Source organism: Parabacteroides sp. ZJ-118 (assembly GCF_011038785.1).
GTDB lineage: Bacteria > Bacteroidota > Bacteroidia > Bacteroidales > Tannerellaceae > Parabacteroides.
In genome coordinates this window covers 35,479-59,235 of the sequence record NZ_JAAKDT010000006.1, presented here as the reverse complement: position 1 = coordinate 59,235, position 23,757 = coordinate 35,479, and the positions used below count along the sequence as shown (strand labels likewise).

The 23,757-nt window shown below is 48.2% G+C and carries 21 protein-coding genes and 1 pseudogene; all 22 read left to right on the top strand.

The features are described 5' to 3' along the window. Positions 1 to 208 precede the first annotated feature (208 nt). Positions 209 to 1,348 (top strand): carboxynorspermidine decarboxylase, encoded by a 1,140-nt coding sequence (gene nspC, locus G7Y39_RS03430; protein WP_165155095.1) that lies wholly within the window; start codon positions 209 to 211, stop codon positions 1,346 to 1,348. Between the two features lie 128 nt (positions 1,349 to 1,476). Continuing rightward, positions 1,477 to 2,430: a signal recognition particle-docking protein FtsY gene (gene ftsY / locus G7Y39_RS03425; protein ID WP_165155093.1), complete on the top strand. Its 954-nt coding sequence runs from the start codon at positions 1,477 to 1,479 to the stop codon at positions 2,428 to 2,430. Beyond that, positions 2,427 to 3,725: a 30S ribosomal protein S12 methylthiotransferase RimO gene (gene rimO / locus G7Y39_RS03420; protein WP_165155091.1), complete on the top strand. Its 1,299-nt coding sequence runs from the start codon at positions 2,427 to 2,429 to the stop codon at positions 3,723 to 3,725. The genes ftsY and rimO overlap by 4 nt, the downstream gene beginning before the upstream one ends. 77 nt (positions 3,726 to 3,802) lie before the next feature. Beyond that, positions 3,803 to 4,093, top strand: coding sequence for an HU family DNA-binding protein (locus G7Y39_RS03415; RefSeq protein ID WP_241159953.1), 291 nt, complete (start codon positions 3,803 to 3,805; stop codon positions 4,091 to 4,093). Beyond that, entirely contained in the window at positions 4,086 to 5,138 is a 1,053-nt protein-coding gene (locus G7Y39_RS03410) for an HU family DNA-binding protein (protein ID WP_165155087.1), read from the top strand. The genes G7Y39_RS03415 and G7Y39_RS03410 overlap by 8 nt, the downstream gene beginning before the upstream one ends. 165 nt (positions 5,139 to 5,303) lie before the next feature. Continuing rightward, a complete protein-coding gene (locus tag G7Y39_RS03405; protein ID WP_165155085.1) occupies positions 5,304 to 6,299 on the top strand; it encodes a MoxR family ATPase in 996 nt (331 codons plus the stop codon). Then, positions 6,300 to 7,169, top strand: coding sequence for a DUF58 domain-containing protein (locus G7Y39_RS03400; protein WP_165155083.1), 870 nt, complete (start codon positions 6,300 to 6,302; stop codon positions 7,167 to 7,169). It abuts the gene before it with no gap. Positions 7,170 to 7,178: 9 nt separating this feature from the next. After that, positions 7,179 to 8,153 (top strand): hypothetical protein, encoded by a 975-nt coding sequence (locus G7Y39_RS03395; RefSeq protein ID WP_165155081.1) that lies wholly within the window; start codon positions 7,179 to 7,181, stop codon positions 8,151 to 8,153. 5 nt (positions 8,154 to 8,158) lie between these two features. Continuing rightward, positions 8,159 to 9,145 carry a VWA domain-containing protein gene (locus G7Y39_RS03390; protein ID WP_165155079.1) on the top strand — a complete coding sequence of 329 codons (987 nt, stop codon included), beginning with the start codon at positions 8,159 to 8,161 and terminating at the stop codon, positions 9,143 to 9,145. Between the two features lie 13 nt (positions 9,146 to 9,158). Then, positions 9,159 to 10,175, top strand: a pseudogene (locus G7Y39_RS13610) (VWA domain-containing protein); the annotation flags it as partial. Further along, positions 10,149 to 10,880 (top strand): tetratricopeptide repeat protein, encoded by a 732-nt coding sequence (locus G7Y39_RS13605; protein ID WP_370520350.1) that lies wholly within the window; start codon positions 10,149 to 10,151, stop codon positions 10,878 to 10,880. The pseudogene G7Y39_RS13610 and the gene G7Y39_RS13605, both read left to right, overlap by 27 nt. A 32-nt stretch (positions 10,881 to 10,912) precedes the next feature. Next, positions 10,913 to 12,727 (top strand): BatD family protein, encoded by a 1,815-nt coding sequence (locus tag G7Y39_RS03380; RefSeq protein WP_165155075.1) that lies wholly within the window; start codon positions 10,913 to 10,915, stop codon positions 12,725 to 12,727. Between the two features lie 4 nt (positions 12,728 to 12,731). Then, positions 12,732 to 13,499, top strand: coding sequence for a tetratricopeptide repeat protein (locus G7Y39_RS03375; RefSeq protein WP_165155073.1), 768 nt, complete (start codon positions 12,732 to 12,734; stop codon positions 13,497 to 13,499). Between the two features lie 3 nt (positions 13,500 to 13,502). Then, positions 13,503 to 14,195 (top strand): phosphatase PAP2 family protein, encoded by a 693-nt coding sequence (locus G7Y39_RS03370; RefSeq protein ID WP_165155071.1) that lies wholly within the window; start codon positions 13,503 to 13,505, stop codon positions 14,193 to 14,195. A 139-nt stretch (positions 14,196 to 14,334) separates the two neighbouring features. Beyond that, the gene (locus G7Y39_RS03365) at positions 14,335 to 14,607 is read left to right on the top strand and encodes a DNA-binding protein (RefSeq protein WP_165155069.1); all 273 of its coding nucleotides are present in this window, start codon (positions 14,335 to 14,337) and stop codon (positions 14,605 to 14,607) included. Positions 14,608 to 14,721: 114 nt separating this feature from the next. Next, the gene (locus tag G7Y39_RS03360) at positions 14,722 to 15,840 is read left to right on the top strand and encodes a universal stress protein (RefSeq protein ID WP_165155067.1); all 1,119 of its coding nucleotides are present in this window, start codon (positions 14,722 to 14,724) and stop codon (positions 15,838 to 15,840) included. Between the two features lie 77 nt (positions 15,841 to 15,917). Next, the gene (locus tag G7Y39_RS03355) at positions 15,918 to 17,366 is read left to right on the top strand and encodes a hypothetical protein (RefSeq protein WP_165155065.1); all 1,449 of its coding nucleotides are present in this window, start codon (positions 15,918 to 15,920) and stop codon (positions 17,364 to 17,366) included. Beyond that, the gene (locus G7Y39_RS03350; RefSeq protein WP_165155063.1) at positions 17,338 to 18,669 is read left to right on the top strand and encodes a GDSL-type esterase/lipase family protein; all 1,332 of its coding nucleotides are present in this window, start codon (positions 17,338 to 17,340) and stop codon (positions 18,667 to 18,669) included. Before G7Y39_RS03355 ends, G7Y39_RS03350 begins: the two co-directional genes overlap by 29 nt. A gap of 9 nt (positions 18,670 to 18,678) precedes the next feature. Then, positions 18,679 to 20,199, top strand: a complete 1,521-nt coding sequence (locus G7Y39_RS03345; protein WP_165155060.1) for an MBOAT family protein — start codon at positions 18,679 to 18,681, stop codon at positions 20,197 to 20,199. 198 nt (positions 20,200 to 20,397) lie between these two features. Next, a complete protein-coding gene (locus G7Y39_RS03340) occupies positions 20,398 to 20,757 on the top strand; it encodes a hypothetical protein (RefSeq protein WP_165155058.1) in 360 nt (119 codons plus the stop codon). A 10-nt stretch (positions 20,758 to 20,767) separates the two neighbouring features. Then, a complete protein-coding gene (locus G7Y39_RS03335) occupies positions 20,768 to 22,831 on the top strand; it encodes an RNA degradosome polyphosphate kinase (RefSeq protein WP_165155056.1) in 2,064 nt (687 codons plus the stop codon). Next, positions 22,824 to 23,753, top strand: coding sequence for a Ppx/GppA family phosphatase (locus G7Y39_RS03330; RefSeq protein WP_165155054.1), 930 nt, complete (start codon positions 22,824 to 22,826; stop codon positions 23,751 to 23,753). Before G7Y39_RS03335 ends, G7Y39_RS03330 begins: the two co-directional genes overlap by 8 nt. Positions 23,754 to 23,757: the final 4 nt, after the last annotated feature.

Genomic DNA, 23,757 nt, shown 5'->3' with positions numbered 1-23,757 from the left:
TCTGTTCGATTCACACTCACTTTCGCGCTTACTTTCGCGTCGCTATACTGTGTTCGCCGCCAAACACAATAGTGTTCGAGACGAAACACAATTGTCCTTAAATGAAAAATAGAGTTGTTTTTTTATTGCTTTTTCGGAAATGAAACCTTGCTTTCCTAGAATGTTTTCGCTACATTTGCGTATTTATTATGAAATACTGAGATACAGCATGATAGACATCAACAAGATACCCTCGCCTTGCTATGTGATGGAGGAGAAATTACTAAGAAACAACTTATCCTTGATCAGGTGCGTAAAGGAACGTGCGGGAGTGAGCATCCTATTGGCTTTTAAGGCTTTCGCTTTATGGAAAGCGTTTCCGATCGTGCGTGAGTACATCCATTTTTCGACCGCGAGTTCTAAATTCGAGGCTCAGCTGGCCTTCGAGGAAATGGGAAGTCCGGCACATACCTATTCCCCGGCTTATACGGAGGCCGATTTCCCATTGATCTTGAGATACAGTAGTCACGTCACATTCAACTCTCTCTCTCAGTTCCATCGTTTTTATCCGATGGTGCGGGCGGATGGTAACCGGGTGTCTTGTGGATTGCGGATCAATCCGGAATACTCCGACGTGGAGACGGACTTGTATAATCCTTGCGCCCCGGGTTCCCGGATGGGAGTGACTGGTGACCTGCTGGGAGATACGTTGCCGGAGGGTATCGAGGGGCTGCACTTCCATACCTTGTGCGAGTCCACTTCCCATGATCTGGAGCGGACGTTAGCCGAGGTGGAGAAGCGTTTCGGTCGTTTCCTTCCTCACGTTAAGTGGCTGAATATGGGAGGCGGTCATCTGATGACCCGTAAGGACTACGACGTGGAGCATTTAATCGCTTTGCTGAAAGGCTTTAAGGAGAAATATCCGAACTTGGAGTTGATTCTGGAGCCGGGAAGCGCCTTCGCATGGCAAACCGGATTTTTGCTGACAACCGTAGTGGATATCGTGGAGAACCGTGGTATCAAGACGGCTATTATTGATGCCTCCTTTACTTGCCATATGCCGGATTGCCTGGAGATGCCCTACAAACCGGCTATCCGTTTCGCCACGGATGCCGAGGAAGGAAAACCTACCTATCGGATTGGGGGAAACAGCTGCTTGAGTGGTGATTATATGGGAGATTGGTCATTCGATAAACCGCTGGAGATCGGTGATAAACTGATTTTCGAGGATATGATCCACTACACGATCGTGAAGACGAATATGTTCAACGGTATACCGCATCCATCCTTGGCTCTTTGGAGCAAGGACAACCAGCTGGTGATGTACCGTATGTTCGGCTATGAGGATTATAAGAACAGGATGGATTAACTAAAAACAAGAAAGATGTGACTGCTCGAAATCACGGGGCAAGCGAGGAGGAGCCTGTTCGTTAAGGTGATCCGGAAACTACTTGATGAGTGTGATTTGAAGCAAATAAAAACAGAAACAAAATAGATATGGGTATTTTTAGCTTTTTCAATAAGGAAAAAAAGGAAACCTTGGATAAAGGTCTGTCGAAGACGAAAGAAAGTGTTTTCTCCAAGATTACCAAGGCGATCGCCGGTAAGAGTAAGGTGGACGACGATGTGTTGGATAATTTGGAGGAAGTGCTGATTACCTCGGATGTCGGCGTGGATACCACGTTGAAAATCATCGACCGTATCGAGAAGCGTGTAGCCCGTGACAAGTATGTCACCACCCAAGAATTGACCACGTTGCTGCGTGATGAGATCGCCAGCTTGCTAACAGAAAACAATACGGAGGATGCCGAGGAATTCGCACTCCCGGAGGGCAAGAAACCCTACGTGATCATGGTAGTAGGCGTGAATGGGGTCGGTAAGACGACCACGATCGGTAAGTTGGCCTACCAGTTCAAGAAAGCCGGCAAGAAGGTCTATCTGGGCGCCGCTGATACGTTCCGCGCCGCCGCCGTGGAGCAGTTAGTGATCTGGAGCGAGCGGGTAGGCGTACCTATCGTGAAGCAGAACATGGGCTCGGACCCCGCTTCCGTAGCTTTCGATACCCTAAACTCCGCTAAGGCGAATGATGCCGACGCGGTGATTATCGATACCGCCGGACGTTTACATAACAAAATCAACTTGATGAACGAGCTTACCAAGATCAAGAACGTGATGAAGAAGGTGGTCCCAGATGCTCCCCACGAGATTTTGTTGGTATTGGATGGCTCTACTGGGCAGAACGCCTTCGAGCAAGCAAAACAATTTACCACCGCCACCGAGGTGAACGCCTTAGCAGTGACCAAGCTGGACGGTACCGCCAAGGGAGGTGTCGTGATCGGTATCTCCGACCATTTCCGTATCCCCGTGAAATATATCGGACTCGGCGAGGGAATGGAGGATTTGCAAGTATTCCGCAAACGAGAGTTTGTCAATTCGTTATTTGGAGAATGAGAAAAAACAAAGTAGATATTATTACGCTGGGGTGTTCGAAAAACCTAGTGGACTCGGAGCAACTTATGCGTCAATTCGTTGCCAATGGCTATACGGTAGAACATGATCCCCATACGATCAGTGGCGAGATCGTGGTTGTGAATACCTGTGGTTTCATCGGTGATGCCCAAGAGGAATCTATCAATATGATCCTCGAGTTGGGTGAGCAAAAACAAAAAGGACGGATCGGGAAGCTTTTCGTGATGGGCTGCTTGTCGGAGCGTTTCTTGAAAGATCTGGAGAAGGAACTTCCCGAGGTGGATCGTTTTTACGGGAAATTCAATTGGAAAGAGTTGATCTCCGATCTGGGCAAATCGTATCATCAAGAGCTGGCTACCGAGCGCGTGCTCACCACCCCGAGGCACTACGCTTACGTGAAGATTGGGGAGGGATGCAGTCGTACCTGCTCTTACTGTTCGATCCCGATCATAACCGGGGCCTATCAATCTCGTCCGATGGACGAGATTGTCGACGAGGTTCGTGGGTTGGTGGCGCAAGGCGTGAAAGAATTCCAGATGATCGCCCAAGACCTGACGTTTTATGGACTTGATCGCTATAAGCGAATGACCCTGCCGGAACTGGTAGAGCGGGTCTCCGACATTCCGGGCGTCGAGTGGATCCGTTTGCATTACGGGTATCCGTCTCATTTCCCTTATGAGCTGTTGCCGGTGATGCGCGAGCGTGACAACGTTTGCAAGTACATGGACATTGCCCTGCAACATATCAGCGACCCGATATTGAAAAGGATGCGCCGTAATATCACAAAGGCCGAGACGTATGAGCTGCTGGAGCGTATGCGCCGGGAAGTGCCGGGTATCCATCTGCGTACCACCTTGATGGTGGGACATCCCGGCGAGACGGAACAGGATTTCGAGGAATTGATTCGTTTCGTGAAAGAGATCCGCTTCGAGCGCATGGGAGCTTTCGCCTATAGCCACGAGGAGGGTACCTACGCATATAAGCATTATAAAGACGAGACTCCGCAGGAGGTGAAGCAAGAGCGGCTGGATTACCTGATGCGTGTGCAGGAAGGCATCTCTGCCGACGTGAATGCCTCGAAAGTAGGGCAGGTCTTCCGGGTGGTCATAGACCGTGAGGAGGAGGATTTCTACGTGGGACGTACACAATACGACTCGCCCGAGGTGGATCCTGAACTGTTGATTTCCAAGGAGACTCTCTTGAGTCCGGGTAGCTTTTATCTAGTAAAGGTGATTGGTGCACAAGCGTTTGATCTGTATGGAAACGTGTTGAATTGATGTGAGAGCTGTCGATATATTTGTCGGTTAACGAAAAAATAACTAATATAGCAGCCCGAACTGTTATGGAATTAGATATGAGAAACAAGGACCTTATAACAGAATTGGCGAATCGTATGGGTTGGACTTCGAAGGAAGTTTCCGACATGATTTCTGCGCTCAGTTCCATTGTAAGTTCGAAATTAGTGGATAACGATACGATCTACTTGCAAGGTTTTGGCCAGTTCGAGGTGAAAAAGAAAGCGGAACGTATTTCCGTGAATCCAGCGAACGGGAAGCGATATCTGGTTCCCCCTAAGTTAGTTCCTGTGTTCAAGCCCGGAACAGCAGTGAAGAACCGTTTAAAAGAATTGAGTGATAATGAATAATCGGCTGAATATACAAGATTTAGCCGGTTTGTTATCTGAGCATACTGGTAAGAATAGAGGAGAAGTAGAGCGTTTCTTGAGAGATTTTATCTCGGTGATATCCGAAGGGGTTTATACGGATAAGATTGTAAAAGTAAAGGGCTTGGGCACTTTCAAGATTATCTCCGTGGAGAAACGGGAGAGTATCCACGTGAATACCGGCGAACGTTTCTTAATCCCCGGACATTATAAATTCTCTTTCCTGCCGGATAAAGACTTGCGAGAACAGGTAAACAAGCCTTTCTCTATCTTTGAGACGACAGAGATTAACGAGAACGTGGATTTCTCGGACATGGATGAGTCCATAGAGGAGAAAGAAACGGAAGATGAGTCTGTGGAGGAGGTGATGCCGGACAAAGAGATCCTTTTGGCAAATACCCCGTCCAAAGAAAAGTCTGAACCGATACTTGAACTAGAACCATTGCCTGAGTCAGAGCAAGCGTTAGATTCTTCAGTACTCCATCCGGAGCTGCCATTGGTATCTGAACCGGAACCGGTTGCGGAGTCATCTCCCATACTAGAGAGACCAGAAGGGCGAGCCCGTAGAAAACCGGAGGAGAAAGGAGTATTGATGATCGTTGCCTTTTTGATAATCGTAATCTCTGTATTCTTTTATCTAGGAAGGAATAATTGGAAATCGGCACCTGCCCAAGAAGCAGTGATAACGGAAGCCAAGGACACGGCTCAAGAATCATCTTGGATGCTTCAGCCGGATTCGGTAGCGGAGAAGACCCCGTATACGGACCCGGTGCCCAAACCATTGGGCCAGATGAAGATCAAGCACGGCGACCGACTCACTGTGATCGCCTTGGAGTATTATGGTAATAAATTATTCTGGGTATATATTTACCAACATAATAAGGCTGTTATAAGAGACCCGAACAACATACCGATCGGTACCGCGATCGAGATACCCGCTCCGGAATCGTATGGCATCGATGCCAAGAGCCGCAAGTCACGGGAGAAGGCCGCCGCCCTGCAAACAGAGATACTTGCCGGGGAGTAAGCGAAATCCTTTTTAAGTAAAATAAAACAAAACAAGGAAGTGTTGGTTAGTATTATTTAACTGCAAAAGTGAAGGATACGAATTTAACATTTCTAATTTTGTGCATCCTAAAAAAATCAATGTAAAATTGGGACAATATACTAACAATACAATAAAATAAATCTTATGAGTCAGACAGTAGACATTCGTGAGTTGAATGAGCGAATTGAAAGTAAAAGTTCGTTTGTGAACATGATTACGATGGGTATGGACAAAGTAATCGTCGGACAAAAGCATTTGGTTGAATCTTTGTTGATCGGTTTGCTTTCGGACGGACATATCCTGTTGGAAGGTGTACCAGGTTTGGCCAAGACGCTTGCCATTAAAACACTGTCATCGTTGATCGACGCTAAATACAGCCGAATCCAGTTCACCCCGGACTTACTTCCGGCCGACGTGATCGGTACAATGATTTACAGTCAGAAAAGCGAAGAGTTTCAGGTAAAGCAGGGCCCGATCTTCGCTAATTTTGTGTTAGCGGACGAGATCAACCGTGCCCCGGCGAAAGTGCAGAGTGCCTTGTTGGAGGCCATGCAGGAGCGTCAGGTCACGATCAGCGAGCATACCTACGAATTGCCGAAGCCTTTCTTGGTAATGGCTACCCAGAACCCGATCGAGCAGGAGGGTACGTACCCGTTGCCAGAGGCGCAGGTAGACCGTTTCATGTTGAAGGTGATCATCAATTACCCAAAGAAGGAGGATGAGAAATTAATCATACGCCAGAATATATCCGGAGAGCGTCCGGAGATCAAGCCGATCTTGACGAAAGAGGAGATTCTCGACGCCCGTAACGTGGTTCGTGAGGTTTACTTGGACGAGAAGATCGAGCGTTACATCGTAGACATCATCTTCGCTACCCGTTTCCCGGCGGAGGCTGGTTTGCCAAACTTGGCGAGCATGATCTCTTTCGGCGCTTCCCCTCGTGCGTCTATCAATTTGGCATTGGCTGCCCGTGCGTACGCTTTCATCAAGCGCAGGGGCTATGTGATCCCGGAGGATATCCGTGCGGTATGCCACGACGTGATGCGCCATCGTATCGGCTTGAGTTATGAGGCCGAGGCGAACAACTTGACTTCAGAGGAGGTAATTAGTGAGATCTTGAATAAAGTAGAAGTTCCTTAAATGGAGACAAGCGAATTATTAAAGAAGGTCCGCCGTATCGAGATAAAGACCCGTGGTCTTTCCCGTAATATCTTCGCCGGCCAGTATCATTCGGCTTTCAAGGGTCGTGGTATGGCGTTCAGCGAGGTGAGGGAATATCAGTACGGTGATGACATCCGCGATATCGACTGGAACGTGACTGCCCGCTACGTCCGTCCCTACGTCAAGGTGTTCGAGGAGGAGCGTGAGCTGACGGTGATGCTGCTGATCGACGTGTCCGGTAGCCGTGACTTTGGCTCCGTCAACGTCATGAAGAAGGAGGTAATCACCGAGATCGCCGCCACCTTGGCTTTCTCGGCAATACAGAACAACGATAAGATCGGCGTGGTGTTCTTCTCGGACAAGATTGAGAAGTTTATCCCGCCCCAGAAAGGGAAGAAACAGATCTTATATGTTATCCGGGAGCTGATCGATTTCCATCCCGAGGAAACGAAAACGGATATCAGCCAAGTATTGAAATACTTGACCAACGCCATCAAGAAGCGTTGCACGGCTTTCCTTATCTCCGATTTTATCGATAAGGAGGGTTTCAAAGACGCCCTGACGGTGGCCAACCGTAAGCATGACTTGGTAGCCATTCAGGTGTACGACCGTCGTGAGACCGAGCTTCCCGCCGTAGGTTTGATGAAGATCAAGGATGCCGAGACCGGGAAGGAGCAATGGATAGACAGTTCCTCCACCCGTGTACGTGCGGCGTATAAGGAATGGTGGGAGAAACGGCAGGCGAAGATGAACGACACGTTCAAGAAATGCCGTGTAGACTCTGTCTCTGTCCGTACCGAAGATGATTATGTGAAAGCATTGATCGCTCTTTTTGACAAACGTAATTAAAGCAAACAGATGAAATTGATAAAGAAAAGTATCCTGTTTTTGATCGCCGCCGCTTTCCTCGAGGGGGGGAGAATAAATGCGCAGAGACCGTTGATCGATGTTGCCATCGACTCGGCCGCCATCTTGGTCGGAGAGCAGACTACCTTGCACCTTACGGTAACGGCGGATAAGGATCGCCCCGTGCAGATCGTGATCCCGAACGACACTTTGATGACGGGGGTGGAGGTATTGAATCTCTCCAAGGCGGACTCTACGGAGATTGAGAACGGCCGGCTCGTTATCAAGCAAAATGTATTGATTACCTCGTTTGACTCGTCACTCTATCTGTTACCTCCGTTGAAGGTGATAGATGGGGTGGATACCGTATATTCCAACCAAGTCGCCTTGAAAGTCTCGACAATTCCTGTGAACGCAGATAAGCCAGAGGAGTTCAACGACATCAAGACCGTGTGGAGACCGCCTTTCGTATGGGCCGATTATTATCCGATCATTTTGGGGATCTTGCTGACCCTGTTCTTGATTTGTGTGATTGCCTATATCGTGAAACGGATCCGTGCGAACAAGTCATTGATACCCTTCAAGAAAGAAGAACCCAAGCTTTCGCCTCACGAACAGGCCATCAAGGAATTGGACGAGATTAAGCGACAGAAACTTTGGCAGCAGGGACGAAGCAAGGAGTATTACACCTTGATCACGGATACACTGCGTAAGTATATCGAGGAACGTTTCGGTATCAGTGCTATGGAGATGACTTCCGGAGAGATATTAGACTTGATCCGCAAGAATTCCGAGGCACAGAGTGTGTACGATAACTTGAGGCAGATTCTGCGATTGGCTGACTTTGTAAAATTCGCTAAGATGAACCCGTTGCCGGATGAGAATGATTTGAGTATGGTGAACGCGTATTTGTTCGTGAACCAGACGAAGGTGGAGGAGAGGCAGGAGTCCGAATCCACGAACGGTACAACTAATTTAAAGGACTAAGAGAGATGGTATTTGCGAATCCTAATTATTTATATTTATTATTGTTGCTCATTCCGATGATCGGATGGTACGTCTACAAGCTGAGCAAGAGTCAGGCCAGCTTGCAGGTTTCCTCGTCGGAGGCGTTCGAGGCGCCGGAAGCAACATCGTGGATCGTGTACTTGCGTCACATGCCTTTCGTGTTGCGTATGGTAGCGGTAGCACTGCTGATCGTGATTTTGGCTCGTCCGCAATCCACGAACAGTTGGTCCGATTCTTCTACGGAAGGTATTGATATCATGTTGGCGATGGATATCTCGGGTAGTATGCTGGCGCAAGACTTGAAACCGAACCGCTTGGAGGCGGCAAAGGATGTGGCTGCGTCGTTCATTAACGGCCGCCCGAACGATAACATCGGCCTCGTGGTCTTTTCTGCTGAGAGCTTTACGCAATGCCCGTTGACAACAGATCATACGGTCTTGTTGAATCTCTTCAAGGATATCCAGAGCGGTATGATCCAAGACGGAACGGCTATCGGATTGGGTTTGGCAAATGCCGTGAGCCGCATCAAGGACAGCCACGCTAAATCGAAGGTGATTATCCTTCTGACCGATGGATCGAACAACGCTGGCGAGATCGCTCCGGTTACCGCCGCCGAGATCGCCAAGACGTTCGGTGTGCGTGTCTATACGATCGGAGTCGGAACGAAAGGCATGGCGCCGTATCCATTCCAGACCGCTTTCGGCGTGCAGTACCAGAATATACCGGTAGAGATCGACGAGGCTACGTTGAAGCAGATCGCCTCTACCACAGGCGGGCAGTATTTTCGTGCTACGGATAACGCCAGCCTGAAGGAGATCTATTCCGAGATCGACCAGATGGAGAAGACCAAGATCAGCGTACAGGAGTACAGCAAGAAGCAGGAGGAGTATAAGAATTGGGCCTTGCTAGTGTTCGCCTTGTTGCTGGTGGAGATCTTATTGAGAAATACGTTGTTGAGAAATATACCATAAAGTTAAAAGGCTTATGTTTCGATTTGCACATCCGGACTTTTTATATTTGCTTTTCATCCTTCCTGCGTTGGTGGCGTTCTGCGTGTACGCCGTGATTGCGAGGAAGAAAGCGATAAAGAAATACGGTAACCCTACGTTGTTGGCCGAGTTGATGCCCGAGGCATCGACCAAGCGCCGGCATCTGAAGTTTTGGCTGTTGTTCGGAGCCATTACCTTGGTTATCTTTATTATAGCGGGACCTCAATTCGGCTCAAAACTGGAGACGGTAAAGCGTCAGGGAGTAGAGATCATGGTGTGTCTGGACGTATCCAACTCCATGTTGGCCGAGGACGTGTCGCCCAACCGTTTGGATAAGGCCAAACAGATGTTATCCCGATTGACGGACGGCTTTACGAATGATAAGGTAGGTCTGATCGTGTTCGCCGGTGACGCTTTCACTCAGTTGCCGATCACCTCGGATTATATCTCTGCCAAGATGTTCTTGTCCTCTATCAACCCGTCGATGGTCTCTACGCAAGGTACGGCGATCGGTTCCGCCATCAATTTGGCCGCCCGTTCCTTTACCCCGGACGATACGACTGATAAGGCGATCATCTTGATCACCGACGGCGAGAACCATGAAGACGACGCTGTCGGTGCCGCCAAAGCTGCCGCCGAGAAGAGCATCCACGTGAACATCGTGGGGATGGGGGATCCGAAAGGATCTCCGATCCCCATCCAAGGGAGCAACAATTATATGAAGGATAAGGATGGGAACGTGGTAATCACGAAACTGAACGAGCAGATGGGGCAAGAGATCGCCGCCGCCGGAAATGGTATGTACGTACGTGCGGATCATACGAATTCTGCCTTGAAAGCCCTTCAGAAAGAAATCGAGAAAATGAATAAGACGGAGTTGGATAGTAAGGTTTATTCCGAGTATGACGAGCAGTTCCAGATTTTCGCTTGGATCGCCTTGTTTCTCTTGATCGCCGATTTCATGACCTTAGATCGTAAGAACCGTATATTCAAGAAAGTAAAATTATTCTCCTTCCTTCTTTTTCTCTGCGTAGGAACAGTCTCTGCCCAGAAAGCGGAACGAAAGAACGTGCGTGAGGGGAATAAACTTTATGAGAGTGAGAAATACACCGAGTCTGAGATCGCTTATCGCAAGAGCTTGGAGGTGAATCCCCGCTCTACGGAGGGGATCTATAATCTGGGGAACTCCCTATACAAGCAAGGCAAGTTCCCCGAGGCCGCCGAGCAATATCAATTGATCGCCGGGCAAGGGGAGAAGATGGTGGCTACGCCGGAAGGGAAGGCACGCTTGTCGGAGGTGTATCACAATATGGGGAATATTTTCATGCAGAACAAGGATTACGGCAAGGCCGTGGAGATGTATAAGCAATCGCTTCGCTTGAACCCGAAAGATGACGAGACTCGTTATAACTTAGCCTTGGCCCAAAAACTGTTGTCGGATCAGCAGAATCAGGATCAGAGCCAAGAGCAACAGAACGACGACAAGCAGGAAAACAAGGATCAGAAGGACGATCAGCAACAGCAACAACAACAGCCGCAAGACGACCAGAAACAGAATAAGACCCAAGAGCAACAGCAACCCAACGAGCAAATGAGCAAGGATAATGCCCAGCAGATGTTGGATGCCTTCCTGCAAGACGAGAAAGACACTCAAGAGAAGGTGAAGAAGGCACAGATGCAGCAGCAACAACGCCGGAAGACCGAAAAGGAGTGGTAAACTGGATAATTAACGAAAAAATGAGATACACAATGAGGAAATTAATTTTCTTATTCATCCTGATGTTAACGGTAAGGGGGACGATAATGGCTGCGGATGTGACCTTCAAGGCCTCGGCGCCCCAAGCGGTGGTAATGGGAGAGCCGTTTCGCTTGACTTTCACTGTCAATGCCGAAGGCAAGGATTTGAGAGTACAGGAGATGCCAGACTTTGACGTATTAATGGGTCCTTCCCTATCCACTTCTTATAGCAGTAGCTGGGGAGTGAACGGGAAGAGTACCAGCGAGACAACCGTTACGTATACGTATGTCTTGATGCCGAAGAAGGAAGGCACGTTTAATATCGCTCCGGCAACGATCAAGGTGGACGGCTCTAATTATACATCGAATGGCTTGGCCATCAAGGTGCTTCCGGCGGATAAGGCGGGTAAGCAAGAGGCGGAGACAACGACGGCGAGCGGGGCGATCTCTAACGATCGGCTGTTCGTGAAGATGGACGTATCCAAACGAAGCGTCTTCGAGCAAGAAGGTTTCTTGGTGACTTTCAAGGTCTATTCCTTGGAGAATTTCTCGATTACGGGATTGAAATATCCGGAGTTCGAGGGTTTCTTGGTACAAGAGATTGAGTTGCCGCAAGAGAAACAACTGACCTTGGAAAACTACAACGGGCGTAACTATCAGTCGGCTGTAATGCGCCAAGTAATCCTGTATCCCCAACGTTTCGGTAAGATTACGATCGAAGGTGGAAAGTATGATGCCGTAGTGCGTGTCCGTATGCAACAAGCAGGAGGCGGTAGCATCTTCGATAGCTTTTTCGACTCGTATCGAGATGTGAGCAAGGTGCTGACCACTTCCCCGGTTACTATCGACGTGAAGCCTTTGCCATCCGGCAAACCCGCTTCTTTCTCTGGTGCTGTAGGTACGTTCTCCATGACGGCTGATATCAGCTCGAACCAAGTCAAGACAGACGAGGCTGTAACCATAAAGGTAAAAATCGCAGGTAATGGTAACGTGAAGTTGGTGAAGAACCCGGAAGTGGTTTTCCCGAATGATTTCGATGTCTACGACCCCAAAGTAGAGATAGATGTCAAGACCACGACCTCCGGTGTCAGTGGTAGCAAGACCATCGAATATATGGCGATACCCCGTTACGCAGGTGATTTCGAGATCCCGGCGATCGCTTTCTCCTATTTCGACATCAAGTCCGGTTCCTATAAAACTGTCAAGTCTGAGCCTTATCTGTTGCATGTGGAGCAAGGCAAGGGGGGGAGCGGCTCTTCCCCGGTCGTATCGAACTTTAGTAATAAAGAGAGCGTGAAATACTTAGGCCAGGATATCCGTTACTTGAAGACGAAAGGTTTCTCCTTTATCGAGGGAGGTGAGGGTGTTTTCTTCGGTTCTTTTATGTATTATCTTTGCTATATCGTGCCAGCCATCTTGTTTATCGTATTCTTTTTCATCTATCGTAAGCAGGTGAAGGAAAACGCTGACATCGCCTTGGTTCGCACCAAGAAGGCGAACAAGATGGCGGTCAGACGTCTGAAGAATGCCGGTAGGCTGATGAAAGAGAACAAGAAGGAAGAATTCTACGATGAGGTACTGCGTACGTTATGGGGTTATTTGAGCGATAAGCTGAGCATCCCGCAATCTGATCTGACCAAGGATAACGTAGAGACGGAATTGGCTAAATACGGTGTAAACGAATCCTTGACGAATGAGTTCATGGATATCTTGAATACCTGTGAGTTCGCTCGCTACGCTCCGTCCCAAGCGCCAGACGCTATGGATAAGCTGTATGAGCTGACGGTAGACGCTATTGGTAAAATGGAGAATACAATTAAAAAGTAAGAAGATGAAGATGACTATAAATTTAAGAAAGGTGCTGTTTCTCTTATTGATTCTATGTCTGATAGGATCTGCTTATGCGCAAGATACTGCCTTGAAGGAGGCCGAGGTCGCTTACACGAAAGAAGATTACGCGAGGGCGATCGAACTATATGAGAGAATCTTGAGGAGCAATGGTGAGTCTGCCGCCGTTTATTATAATTTGGGGAATGCCTATTATAAGGCGGGTAAGATCGCTCCAGCTATATTGAACTACGAACGTTGCCTTCTGCTGGATCCGGGTGATAGCGATGCTCGCTTCAATTTACAGATGGCGCATCAGAAGACGATCGATAAGATTGAGCCGGTGGGTGATTTTTTCTTGGTCAAATGGTTTAAGAGCGTGCAGGATCTAGGTTCTGCTGACTCTTGGGCGAAGACAGGTATCGTGTGCTTCCTGTTGTTTATCGGTTGCTTGATCTTGTTCTTTTTCTCCCGTTGGGTATGCTTGAAGAAGTTCGGTTTCTATTTGGGTATTCTATTTATTGTTGTGGTTGTTTTTGCCAATATATTCGCCAGCGACCAGAAGGATGAGATGATAAACCGTAAACATGCCATCGTATTCGCCCCGACCGTTACGGTGAAAAGCTCTCCCGACGCTAGCGGCACGGATCTTCTCGTATTACACGAGGGGACGAACGTGACCGTGAAGAGTACGCTCGGTGAATGGAGTGAGATCGAGCTTGAGGATGGGAATGTAGGATGGATGCCTAGTAAAGACCTGGAAAAAATCTGATACATGCTAGAACAATTATTGGTTTGGGAACGTGATGCGTTCTTTCTGCTTAACGGTAGCGACTCCGCTTTTTTAGATCGCTTTATGTGGATCTATTCAGGCAAGGTGGTTTGGCTACCGTTAGCCTTTTTTATGTTGGTGGTATTGTGCTATAAGAAGAACTGGAAGGAGTGGTCGTTGATCTTATTGGCCATTGTCTTGACGATCACGCTATGCGACCAGTTCGCTTCGCATGTTTGTAAACCCATCTTCACCCGTTTCCGTCCGACTCATCACCCTGACTTTATGGATCAGGTAAGGGTGGTGTTCGGTTATCGGGGCGGTATGTATGGATTTATCTCTAGCCATGCGGCGAACGCTTTCGGCTTCGCAACCTTGATGACACTGATCTTCAGGAATAAACTATTCGGATGGACTATTTTCTTTTGGGCGATCTTGACCTCCTATACTCGTATTTATTTGGGAGTGCATTTTATTACGGATATTATTCCGGGAGCTTTATCCGGTTTGCTATTCGGATATTTGGTATATCTGTTATACATCTACATGAGGTCTAAACTGATTCCGGCGGATTCTTGGATACATCCGGAGGCTATTTACTCGGATACCCGGAAACGTTGGATCACCTATGCGATTTGGTTGACCATCCTTTTAATAGCCCTATTCAATAAGCAATTGGTATCGTGCTTAAGATAAGAGAGTTCGGTTAAGTATGTCGTAAAGCATATTTGTTTTCAGTTTATTTTCTCGATAATAATTTGTTTCAATACTATTAAATGACTAAGTTAGTGCCATCATATTAAACAAGAGTATTAACCTTCAAAATAAGAAAGCCATGACAAAGACGATTACATTTAACGAACTGAGAAGAATTAAAGACTCGTTACCTGACGGAAGTACACAACGCATCGCCGATGAGCTGGGATTAAAGGTAGAGACCGTTCGCAACTATTTCGGTGGACATAATTTTCAAGATGGACGGAGTTGTGGTTTCCATATCGAGCCCGGTCCGGACGGAGGATTGGTCATTTTAGATGACATGACTATTTTCGAACGTGCTTTGCAGATACTGGCCGAGAGTCGGGATGTCGAAGCACAGAAAGCGTAAGAGAAATTCATTCGTATAAAAAATCCCATAGCTAAAAGAAAGAACGCTTTGGGATTTTTTTATATTCAACCATTCATAAATCCCTATTGTTTCATCTATAAAGACGCATTGAGTATGGAAGATAAATTAGTGACATTGGCTATCCACACGTTCGAGAAAGCCCAGATTCTTAAGACAATCCTCGAAACGGAAGGCATAGAGGTCTATATACATAATGTAAATCAGATCCAGCCCATCGTTTCGGCAGGAGTGCGTGTGCGCATTAAGGAGAGTGATTTACCGCATGCTTTACGCATCATTGAAGACAGTAAGTGGTTTGAGGAGCCGAAAGGGGAAGAATCGAAGATTAATGCGGTCAAGAAAGTTCTGATCCCGATTGATTTCTCGGATTATTCCGCTAAGGCATGTGAGTTGGGAATTAATTATGCGAATGCGGTAGGTGCGGAGGTGATGATCATGCACGCCTATTTCAGCCCCTATTTTCCATCCGCTATCCCGATGGGAGATACTTGGGCCTACCAAGTAAACGAGGAGGAATCCGTACAGCATATCTTACAACGTGTTCGTATCGATATGGAGAATATTTGTACGCATATCAACCGGAAGATGTCCTCCGGCGAATTGCCAAAGGTAAAATACGACTATATATTACGTGAAGGCTTGCCAGAAGAGGAGATCATCGCCTACAGTAAGGAATATCACCCGACATTGATCGTGATGGGAACAAGAGGCAAGAGCCAGAAAGATATGGATCTAATCGGTAGCGTGACCGGGGAGGTGATCGAGGTGAACCGGGTTCCTGTATTGGCGATACCGGAGAATGTCCCTTTTACGGATTTGAGAGACGCTAAGAATATCGCTTTCGCCACATCGTTTAACCAGAGAGATCTGGTTGCGTTTGACGAGTTTATGGAGATCATCAAAGGTTTTGATTTTAATATTCATCTATTCAATATCTCTACCAGTAAAGATGAATGGAATGAGATTCGTTTGACGGGCGTCCGTGAATATTTCAAGAAACAATATCCGCATGCTCCTATCTCCCATACGGTTCTAGCCGATGGTGACTTGCTGTTGGCCATCGAGAAATTTGTTCGTGATAAACAAATTGATATGATAGCCTTAAGCACATATCGTCGTAATATCCTAGCCCGAATGTTCAATCCTTCGATCGCGAGAAAAATGTTATTCCACACCGATACACCCTTATTGGTAATCGGTGGCAAGAAGTAGTCTCATCTTTTTTGTCCGAAGATTATTCCCGGGTAGGTAAACTTGTCTATCTTTGTCCCCTTGTAAGCAAAAGTCAGATGAACAAAGATAATGATTTGGGTAGAGTGTTAGCGTTACTGTCGCTGGCGTTGTTGATGAGCTTTGGTTTATATAGCCTTCCGGATACGTTATTCGGATATAAGATCAAAAGGGTAGATCTTTTATCGGATTTCAAGGTGGGAGAGGAAAAGCTTTCCTTGAATTCTTTGAGACAGCAATTGGAACAAGCGGACACCCTTCAAGTAGATTCGGTGGCATTAAGGGATTCCATCATGCGTTCCGCCGGGATAGATTCGGCGGCTTTGGCTCTTCGCGATTCGTTATACAAAGCGGTCTGTGCTGTTCAAGGGGCGGATTCGCTGGGGGCTCACATTGAGGACTATTCTCTTGGACATATCGGTTTGCGACGATTCTTCACCGCCTTAAAAAACAGGCGGGAATTGAATCGTCCGGTGCGTGTGGCCTTCCTTGGAGATTCTTTTATCGAAGGAGATATCATGGTGGCCGATTTCCGTTCCGGGATGCAGAAGGAATTCGGGGGACGGGGAGTAGGTTTTGTGCCGGTCACATCCGTAGCGGCACAGTTCCGTCCGACCGTGGAGCAACGTGCCTCCGGATGGACTACTTGGTCTATGCTGACGGATCAAGAGCATGGATATACCTTATCTGGAATGATGTTCGAGGCAAACGAGGAGAACGCCTCTATCCATGTGAAGACGACTAAACGTTATCCGGAGCTTCAAGCGTTCTCTTCCTTGAAACTGATTTATGAGCAGAATAAGAATACGGAGATGCGCTTGGTTTGCGACGCTTCCGCCGATACCCTGCGAGAAACGCTTCCCGCCACATCGATCGTAACCCAATACGAGTTGGAAGGGACGTTTACCGAGGCGGATTTCACTTTTAAGAATACCCCGGAGTTCCGGGCATTGGGGGTCGCTATGGAGGATCATTCAGGTGTCTCGGTCGATAACTTCTCTCTGCGGGGAAACTCAGGTATGATATTGGAGCGATTGGATGTCTCCCGTTGCCAGGCATTGAATAAGATCCGTCCGTATGATTTGATCGTCTTGCAGTATGGATTGAATGTCGTGAGCGATAGCGTGATGAATTATGGATGGTACAGTAACCGGATGGTAAAGGTCATTAACCATATACAACTTTGTTTTCCGGAAGCCGATATATTGATGTTGGGGGTGTCGGACAGGAGCCATCAAGACGATGGGGAGTTCGAGACGATGCCGGCCGTATTAGCCTTGTTGCATGCGCAAAGGCAAGCCGCTAAAAAGGCAGGGGTTCCTTTCTGGAATATATTCGGTGCCATGGGAGGAGAGAACAGTATGGTCCGTTTCGTGGAATTAAACTGGGCTAGTAAGGATTATACGCATTTAAGTTTTAGGGGTGGACGGGAGATTGCCGGGGCCTTACTGAAAGCGTTGTTATCAGAAAAAGATTTTTATGATGAAGCGGAGGAAGTGGTTAATTAGTCCGGTCGTTTTAGGAGTGATCCTGGGCTTCTCGGTTCCGAAACCTAAAGCCTGGACAAATGGGGATGTATCTCTTGATCGTGTGGCGGTTCGGGATACGGTAGCATTGCCTCCTTTATCTTATTCGATGAGGGTGGGAGAAGATACGTTAATCTTACCCGATTCAAGTAAGGCGTGGAATGATTTCTTCAATGAACTGGATTCGTTGCTTGCGGGGAAAGATACGGCTGTCGCGATCGTTCAATTGGGGGATTCGCATATCCAAGCCGGACATTTAAGCGGTCGTGTCATGCGCCTTTTCCAGCAGGCGTTCGGGAATGCCGGACGAGGCTGGATCGCTCCTTTCAAGTTGAGCAAGACCAACGAGCCGGATGATTACTTTATCAAATCCGTCGTTAAGGATTGGATCGCCGGGCGTTGCGTCCAGCCTGTCCGGAAAACCTCGATAGGGATCGGCGGGATCGGGATTAAGTCTGTTTCCCCTTCGATTAATTTTGATGTCGTGATAGCTCCGAATAATGGTGCCGGTTATGAGTTTAACGAAGCGATCTTATATAGGGGAGAGGGGGCGATGCCCATGCTTCCAGCTGGGGTTTTGAAAGACTCGGTTCGGACATTCCGTGCGGATACCGTATGTGTCCCCGGTGTATTAGCCGATACTTTCCGGATCTCCTGCTTGACCGATACTTTGCAATTGCAGAGTACGAGGCGGAAAGAGGGTACAAACACATTGCGACCGGCCTCTTCCTTTACGAATTTGTATTATGGCCTGACGCTGAAGAACGGCGGCAGCGGTATCTTGTATCACTCCATCGGAGTAAACGGGGCGATGTACGCGAATTATACGGACGAGGCTTATGTACGTCAGTTGGCTTTATTGAAGCCCTCCCTGTTGATCATCTCCATGGGAACCAACGAGACATTCGGCAGACGTTTTAACATCGATGAGTTTTCCGGCCAGATCGAGGTTTTCTTGGCGATCGTCAAGAAGGAGCTACCGAATACGGCGATCTTGCTGACGACTCCACCGGAATGTTACAAAAGGGTACGCGTCAATAAGCAGCGAACGTATGTGCGCAATGATAATACCGAGCGGGCCGCCCGTGCCATCCGGAACGTAGCGAAGAAAGAAGAGGTCGCCTGCTGGGATTTATTCACCGCGACAGGAGGGAAAAACTCGTGCCGTAAATGGCATAGTTCTCGTTTGATGGGACGGGACCGGATTCATTTTACGAAAGAAGGATATCAAGAACAGGGAACGCTTTTGTTCAGGGCGTTCATGGAATCATATAATAACCGATAAGAATCTTATATGGAATATAATATGTTCAGAGATTGGCTTGGTAATCATCAATTCGCGTGGGAGAAACTGGGAGATATCCTGACGTATCATCAGAATGCCCCGATCTTGTTTAGCAGCGGGTTATTCTTTTTCCTGTTCATCGGTTTCCTGGTGATTTATAGGTCGCTAAGGAAACATACGTTGGCTCGTATCATTTACGTGACGCTGTTTTCCCTCTATTTCTATTATAAAAGTAGTGGACTTTGGTTCGGGCTATTGGTATTTACGGCTACTTCCGATTTCCTGATAGCGCAACGTATCTCGCATACGACATCGGTGGCAAGACGCAAGCTGTTCGTTACGCTCAGCCTCTGCGTTAACCTAGGTATGTTAGTGTATTTCAAGTATTTCAACTTTCTAGGCGAGTTGTTTACTCTAGCCGCTGGAGGAGAATGGCTAAAGATGAACATCTTCCTTCCGGTAGGAATCTCTTTCTTTACCTTCCAGAGCATCAGCTATGTGATTGACGTTTATCGGGGACGGATCCGGCCCCTCAGTCGTTGGATCGATTATGTTTTCTATGTGTCGTTTTTTCCTCAGCTGGTGGCTGGGCCGATTGTCCGTGCCCGGGATTTCATACCCCAGATGTATAAGAATCCTACGCTGACGCGATCTGAGTTTGGAGAGGGGCTGTTCCTTATCCTATGCGGTCTTTTAAAGAAAACGGTGATCTCGGATTATATCAGTATGAATTTCGTGGACCGTGTTTTTGATGCTCCGTCGCTTTATACGGGCGTAGAGAATCTATTGGGAGTCTATGGGTATGCGCTACAGATTTACTGCGACTTCTCGGGCTATTCGGATATGGCGATCGGCATCGCCTTATGGTTGGGATTCCGTTTCAATATTAACTTCGACTCTCCTTATCAATCGGCCACGATTACGGAGTTCTGGCGTCGTTGGCACATCTCCCTTTCCTCTTGGCTAAAAGATTACCTGTATATATCCTTGGGCGGAAATCGGAAAGGAAATGTTCGTACCTATATGAATCTGCTGATAACGATGTTGCTGGGCGGGTTGTGGCATGGGGCTTCTATGAATTTCATCCTATGGGGAGCCTTGCACGGTATGGCTTTGGCCGCGCATAAGTTCGTTATGGCGCGTTTCAGCGGCTTTAAGGCCTTGGGAGGCGAGATGAAGCCTTGGCGACGGGTGTTGGGTATCCTGATTACGTTTCATGTGACTTGTTTCGGATGGATCTTGTTCCGGGCTGACTCGATGAAGGCAGCGGAAGAGATGCTTCGCCAGATCTTTACAAATTTTCATCCGGAGGTATTCCTGCAATTCGTCTCAGGGTATAAAGGGGTATTCGCGTTACTGGTGATCGGTTACGCGCTGCATTTTATGCCGAAACGCTCTGAGAATGTCTTGAGAGGAGTCGTGACACGTTCCCCATTATTGATACAGGCCGCTATATTGGCGATAGCGATTTTCATTGTTGTCCAGTTTAAGAGCGCGGGAGTACAGCCGTTTATTTATTTTCAATTCTAAGGAAGGCAAACACGTATATCGGCGTGAGTCGATGCCTGTACAGGCGTAGAAAGGTAGCGCTCCAGCATCTTTTGAAGAAGCCTTCGCAATTTCTTCCCGGAGGGATGCGGGTCACGTACCTCAAGGTTTTAGCTGCCGATAAATTTACGAAAATAGATATCGAGGCAAAGAAGAATAACTATTTGCTCGGCTAAGTCAATGGAATCCGTCTCGCGTTCCATTGACTTAACGCCGTATCTCAATGGTTTTCCGATCGGGTTTCAATGGAAAAAACGGGGAGGGCTGGGCACAGAGAAATGGGCTTTTCCCAGTTCCAACGTGATTTCCGTGATCTCAAAAAGGCGTTTTCCCTTTCGATTTCGTGAGCTGAAAACCCTGTTTTTTCAACACCTTGCCAATGTAAGTATACTGAAACGCATCGGTGCGAGGCTGTTCGGCGGGCACGAGTTGGTACCGTTGCAGGGGTGCGATGGGATTAAAAGGTTTTCTTCTTTGAATTTTCATCCCAATAACATGCTTTTGCAATATGCGCCGCATATTTTTGCCGGGAATCGTTAACAAGTAAAAAATGATTAATAAGAAAACTGTATCGGAGGCATACGTCGACCGCGATTTGAGTTGGATGTACTTCAACCGCCGCATTTTGCAAGAAGCCTCTAAAAGCCGGGTCCCTTTGTTGGACAGATTGGGCTTTCTCGGGATCTATTCCAACAACCTGGACGAATTCTTCCGTGTCCGCGTGGCCACGCTCAACCGTATCGCCGAGTGTGAGGACAGAAGCCTGCGTGCCGAACGGGAGCACGCACGATCCCTTATCAAGCAGATCAACAAATTGAACAACCATTATTCAAAGGAATATGAGCATGCCATCCACGAGGTAACCCGTCGGTTGGGCGAGGAAAATATATTCTTGCTGAAAGAGGATGAACTGGATGAAAACCAGCAAAAGTTTATACGCCGGTTTTATCGGCAGCGGCTGAGTGGCTTTATCAGCCCGGTCTGGCTGTCGGCCGTGAAACAGCTGACCGACGAGGCGGATGAGAATATTTACCTTGCCGTCAAGATGCAGGCCAAGGACAAGAAAGGGAGCGACTATGCTTTGATCACGCTTCCGGTAGCTGAATGCGGACGTTTTATAAGCTTGCCCGACAAGGAAGGAAAAAGCTTCCTGATGTATTTGGACGATGTCATCCGCTATTGCCTACCCATGATTTTCTCCGGTTTGAGTTATGTCTCCTTCAAGGCATACGCGTTCAAATTCACCAAAGATGCCGAGATGGAGATCGACAATGACCTGCGCAACGGCATGTTGCAGAAGATTTCAAAGGGGATAAAAAGCCGCAAGAAGGGAGATGCCCTGCGGGTGATTTATGATGCGGAGATGCCCAAGGACCTGTTGAAGCGCGTCATGAACAAGTTGAACCTGGACAAGCTGGATACGGTTCTGGCAGGCGGACGTTACCACAACCACAAGGATCTGATGTCTTTTCCCGACTGCGGGCGCGAGGATCTGAGGTATCCGGTGTGGGAGCCTCTGATAAGACCCGAGCTGAACAGTGGCGAAAGCCTTTTGAGGCGGATACAGCAGGGAGACCGTTTCATTCACGTACCTTATCACAGCTTCGAATATTACATCCGCGTCTTGCAGGAGGCGGCTGTCAGCAAGGAGGTGAAAAGCGTAAAGACAACACTCTACCGCCTGGCCAAGGATTCCAAGGTGGTTAAAGCCCTTATTTGCGCCGCCCGCAACGGGAAAAAGGTGACCGTGGTCATTGAGTTGCTGGCACGCTTCGACGAAGCCTCCAACATCGATTGGTCCAAGAAGATGCAGGATGCCGGCATCCACGTCATTTTTGGGGTGGAGGGACTGAAGGTGCATTCCAAGATCACGCATATCAGTATGGGTTCGGGGAATGACATCGCCTGCATCAGTACCGGGAATTTCCATGAAGGCAACGCCCGCGTGTACACGGACTATATGCTGATGACTGCCGCCCGCAACGTGGTACGGGATGTGGACGCCGTGTTCACCTTCATCGAGAAGCCCTATTCGCCGGTCCGCTTCAAGGAGCTGCTGGTCTCCCCCAATGAGATGCGGCAGAAGTTTGTCCGGCTGATCAACGAGGAGATAAAGAACAAGCAGGCGGGCAAACCGGCTTATATCCGTATCAAAATCAATCACATTACAGATGTGGCCATGGTGAAGAAGCTCTATGAGGCATCCGCAAACGGGGTTCCCGTCGACCTGTTGGTACGCGGCAATTGCTCCCTGATGACAGGTATTCCCGTGGTGAGCGACAGAATCCGTATCAACGGCATCATAGACCGGTATCTGGAGCATTCGCGGATCTTCATCTTCGCGGCGGGTGGAGAGAACAAGACCTTCATCGGTTCGGCGGACTGGATGCCGCGCAACCTGGATAACCGGGTGGAGGTCGTCACTCCGGTTTACGATCCTCAGGTCAAAGAAGATCTATGGAAGGTCATTGACTTCGGGCTTCGAGACAATTGCCAGGGAAACATCGTCGATGGAACCGGAGAAAATCGCCCTTGGACAACGGAGGAAGAGGGAGATTTCCGCTCGCAGGAAGAACTATATAACGATTACAAATCACAAATTACGAATGGCTGATAACAGATGTTATGCCGCTATCGATATCGGCACCAATGCCGTGCGGCTGTTGATTAAAAAAGTGAAAGACAACGGGAAGTCGGTAAACAGACGCCTTTCCAAGGTGATGCTCTTGCGGGTGCCGTTGCGTCTAGGGTTCGATGTGTTCTCTTTGGGAGAGATTTCCGACGGAAAGACGATGAAATTACTCCGGCTGATGAAGGCTTTCCGCCAACTGATGAAAATTTATGAGGTGACGGACTACCGGGCTTGTGCCACCTCTGCCATGCGCGATGCCAAAAACGGCAAGCCTGTCATCAAGAAGATTTTAAAGGATACCGGCATCCATATCGAGGTGATTGGCGGAGAGGAGGAGGCGCGCATCGTCTACAACAACCATGTGGAATGCACGGAAGACCGTACCGGGAGCTACATCTATGTGGATGTCGGTGGCGGAAGCACGGAGATAAACCTGTTGATCGACGGCGAACTGACGCAGTCTCTTTCTTACAATATAGGCACGGTCCGGATACTGAGCAATGCCGTGGAGGAGGGGTGCTGGGAACGGATGAAGAGTGACCTGGTCCGCTTGACCGCCGATCACCGGAACATCAATATCATCGGTTCGGGTGGCAATATCAACAAGCTGTACCGGCTTGCCGACCTGAAAGACAAGAAGAATCTGCGCTTGCCTGTTCCGACATTGCAGGGCCTGTATGATGTGCTGGAGCCTCTTACGCCAGAACAGCGCATGGAGGAGTTTGATCTGAAAGCAGACCGTGCTGACGTGATCGTTCCCGCGGCCAAGATCTTTCTGACCATTGCCGAGATTGTCAAAGCCGAGTATATCCATGTGCCGGTCATCGGCCTGGCAGACGGTATCATCGACAGCCTGTACATCAAGAACCAGGAAGCTATTTCTCGTTCTTTTGCATCCAAATAACGTT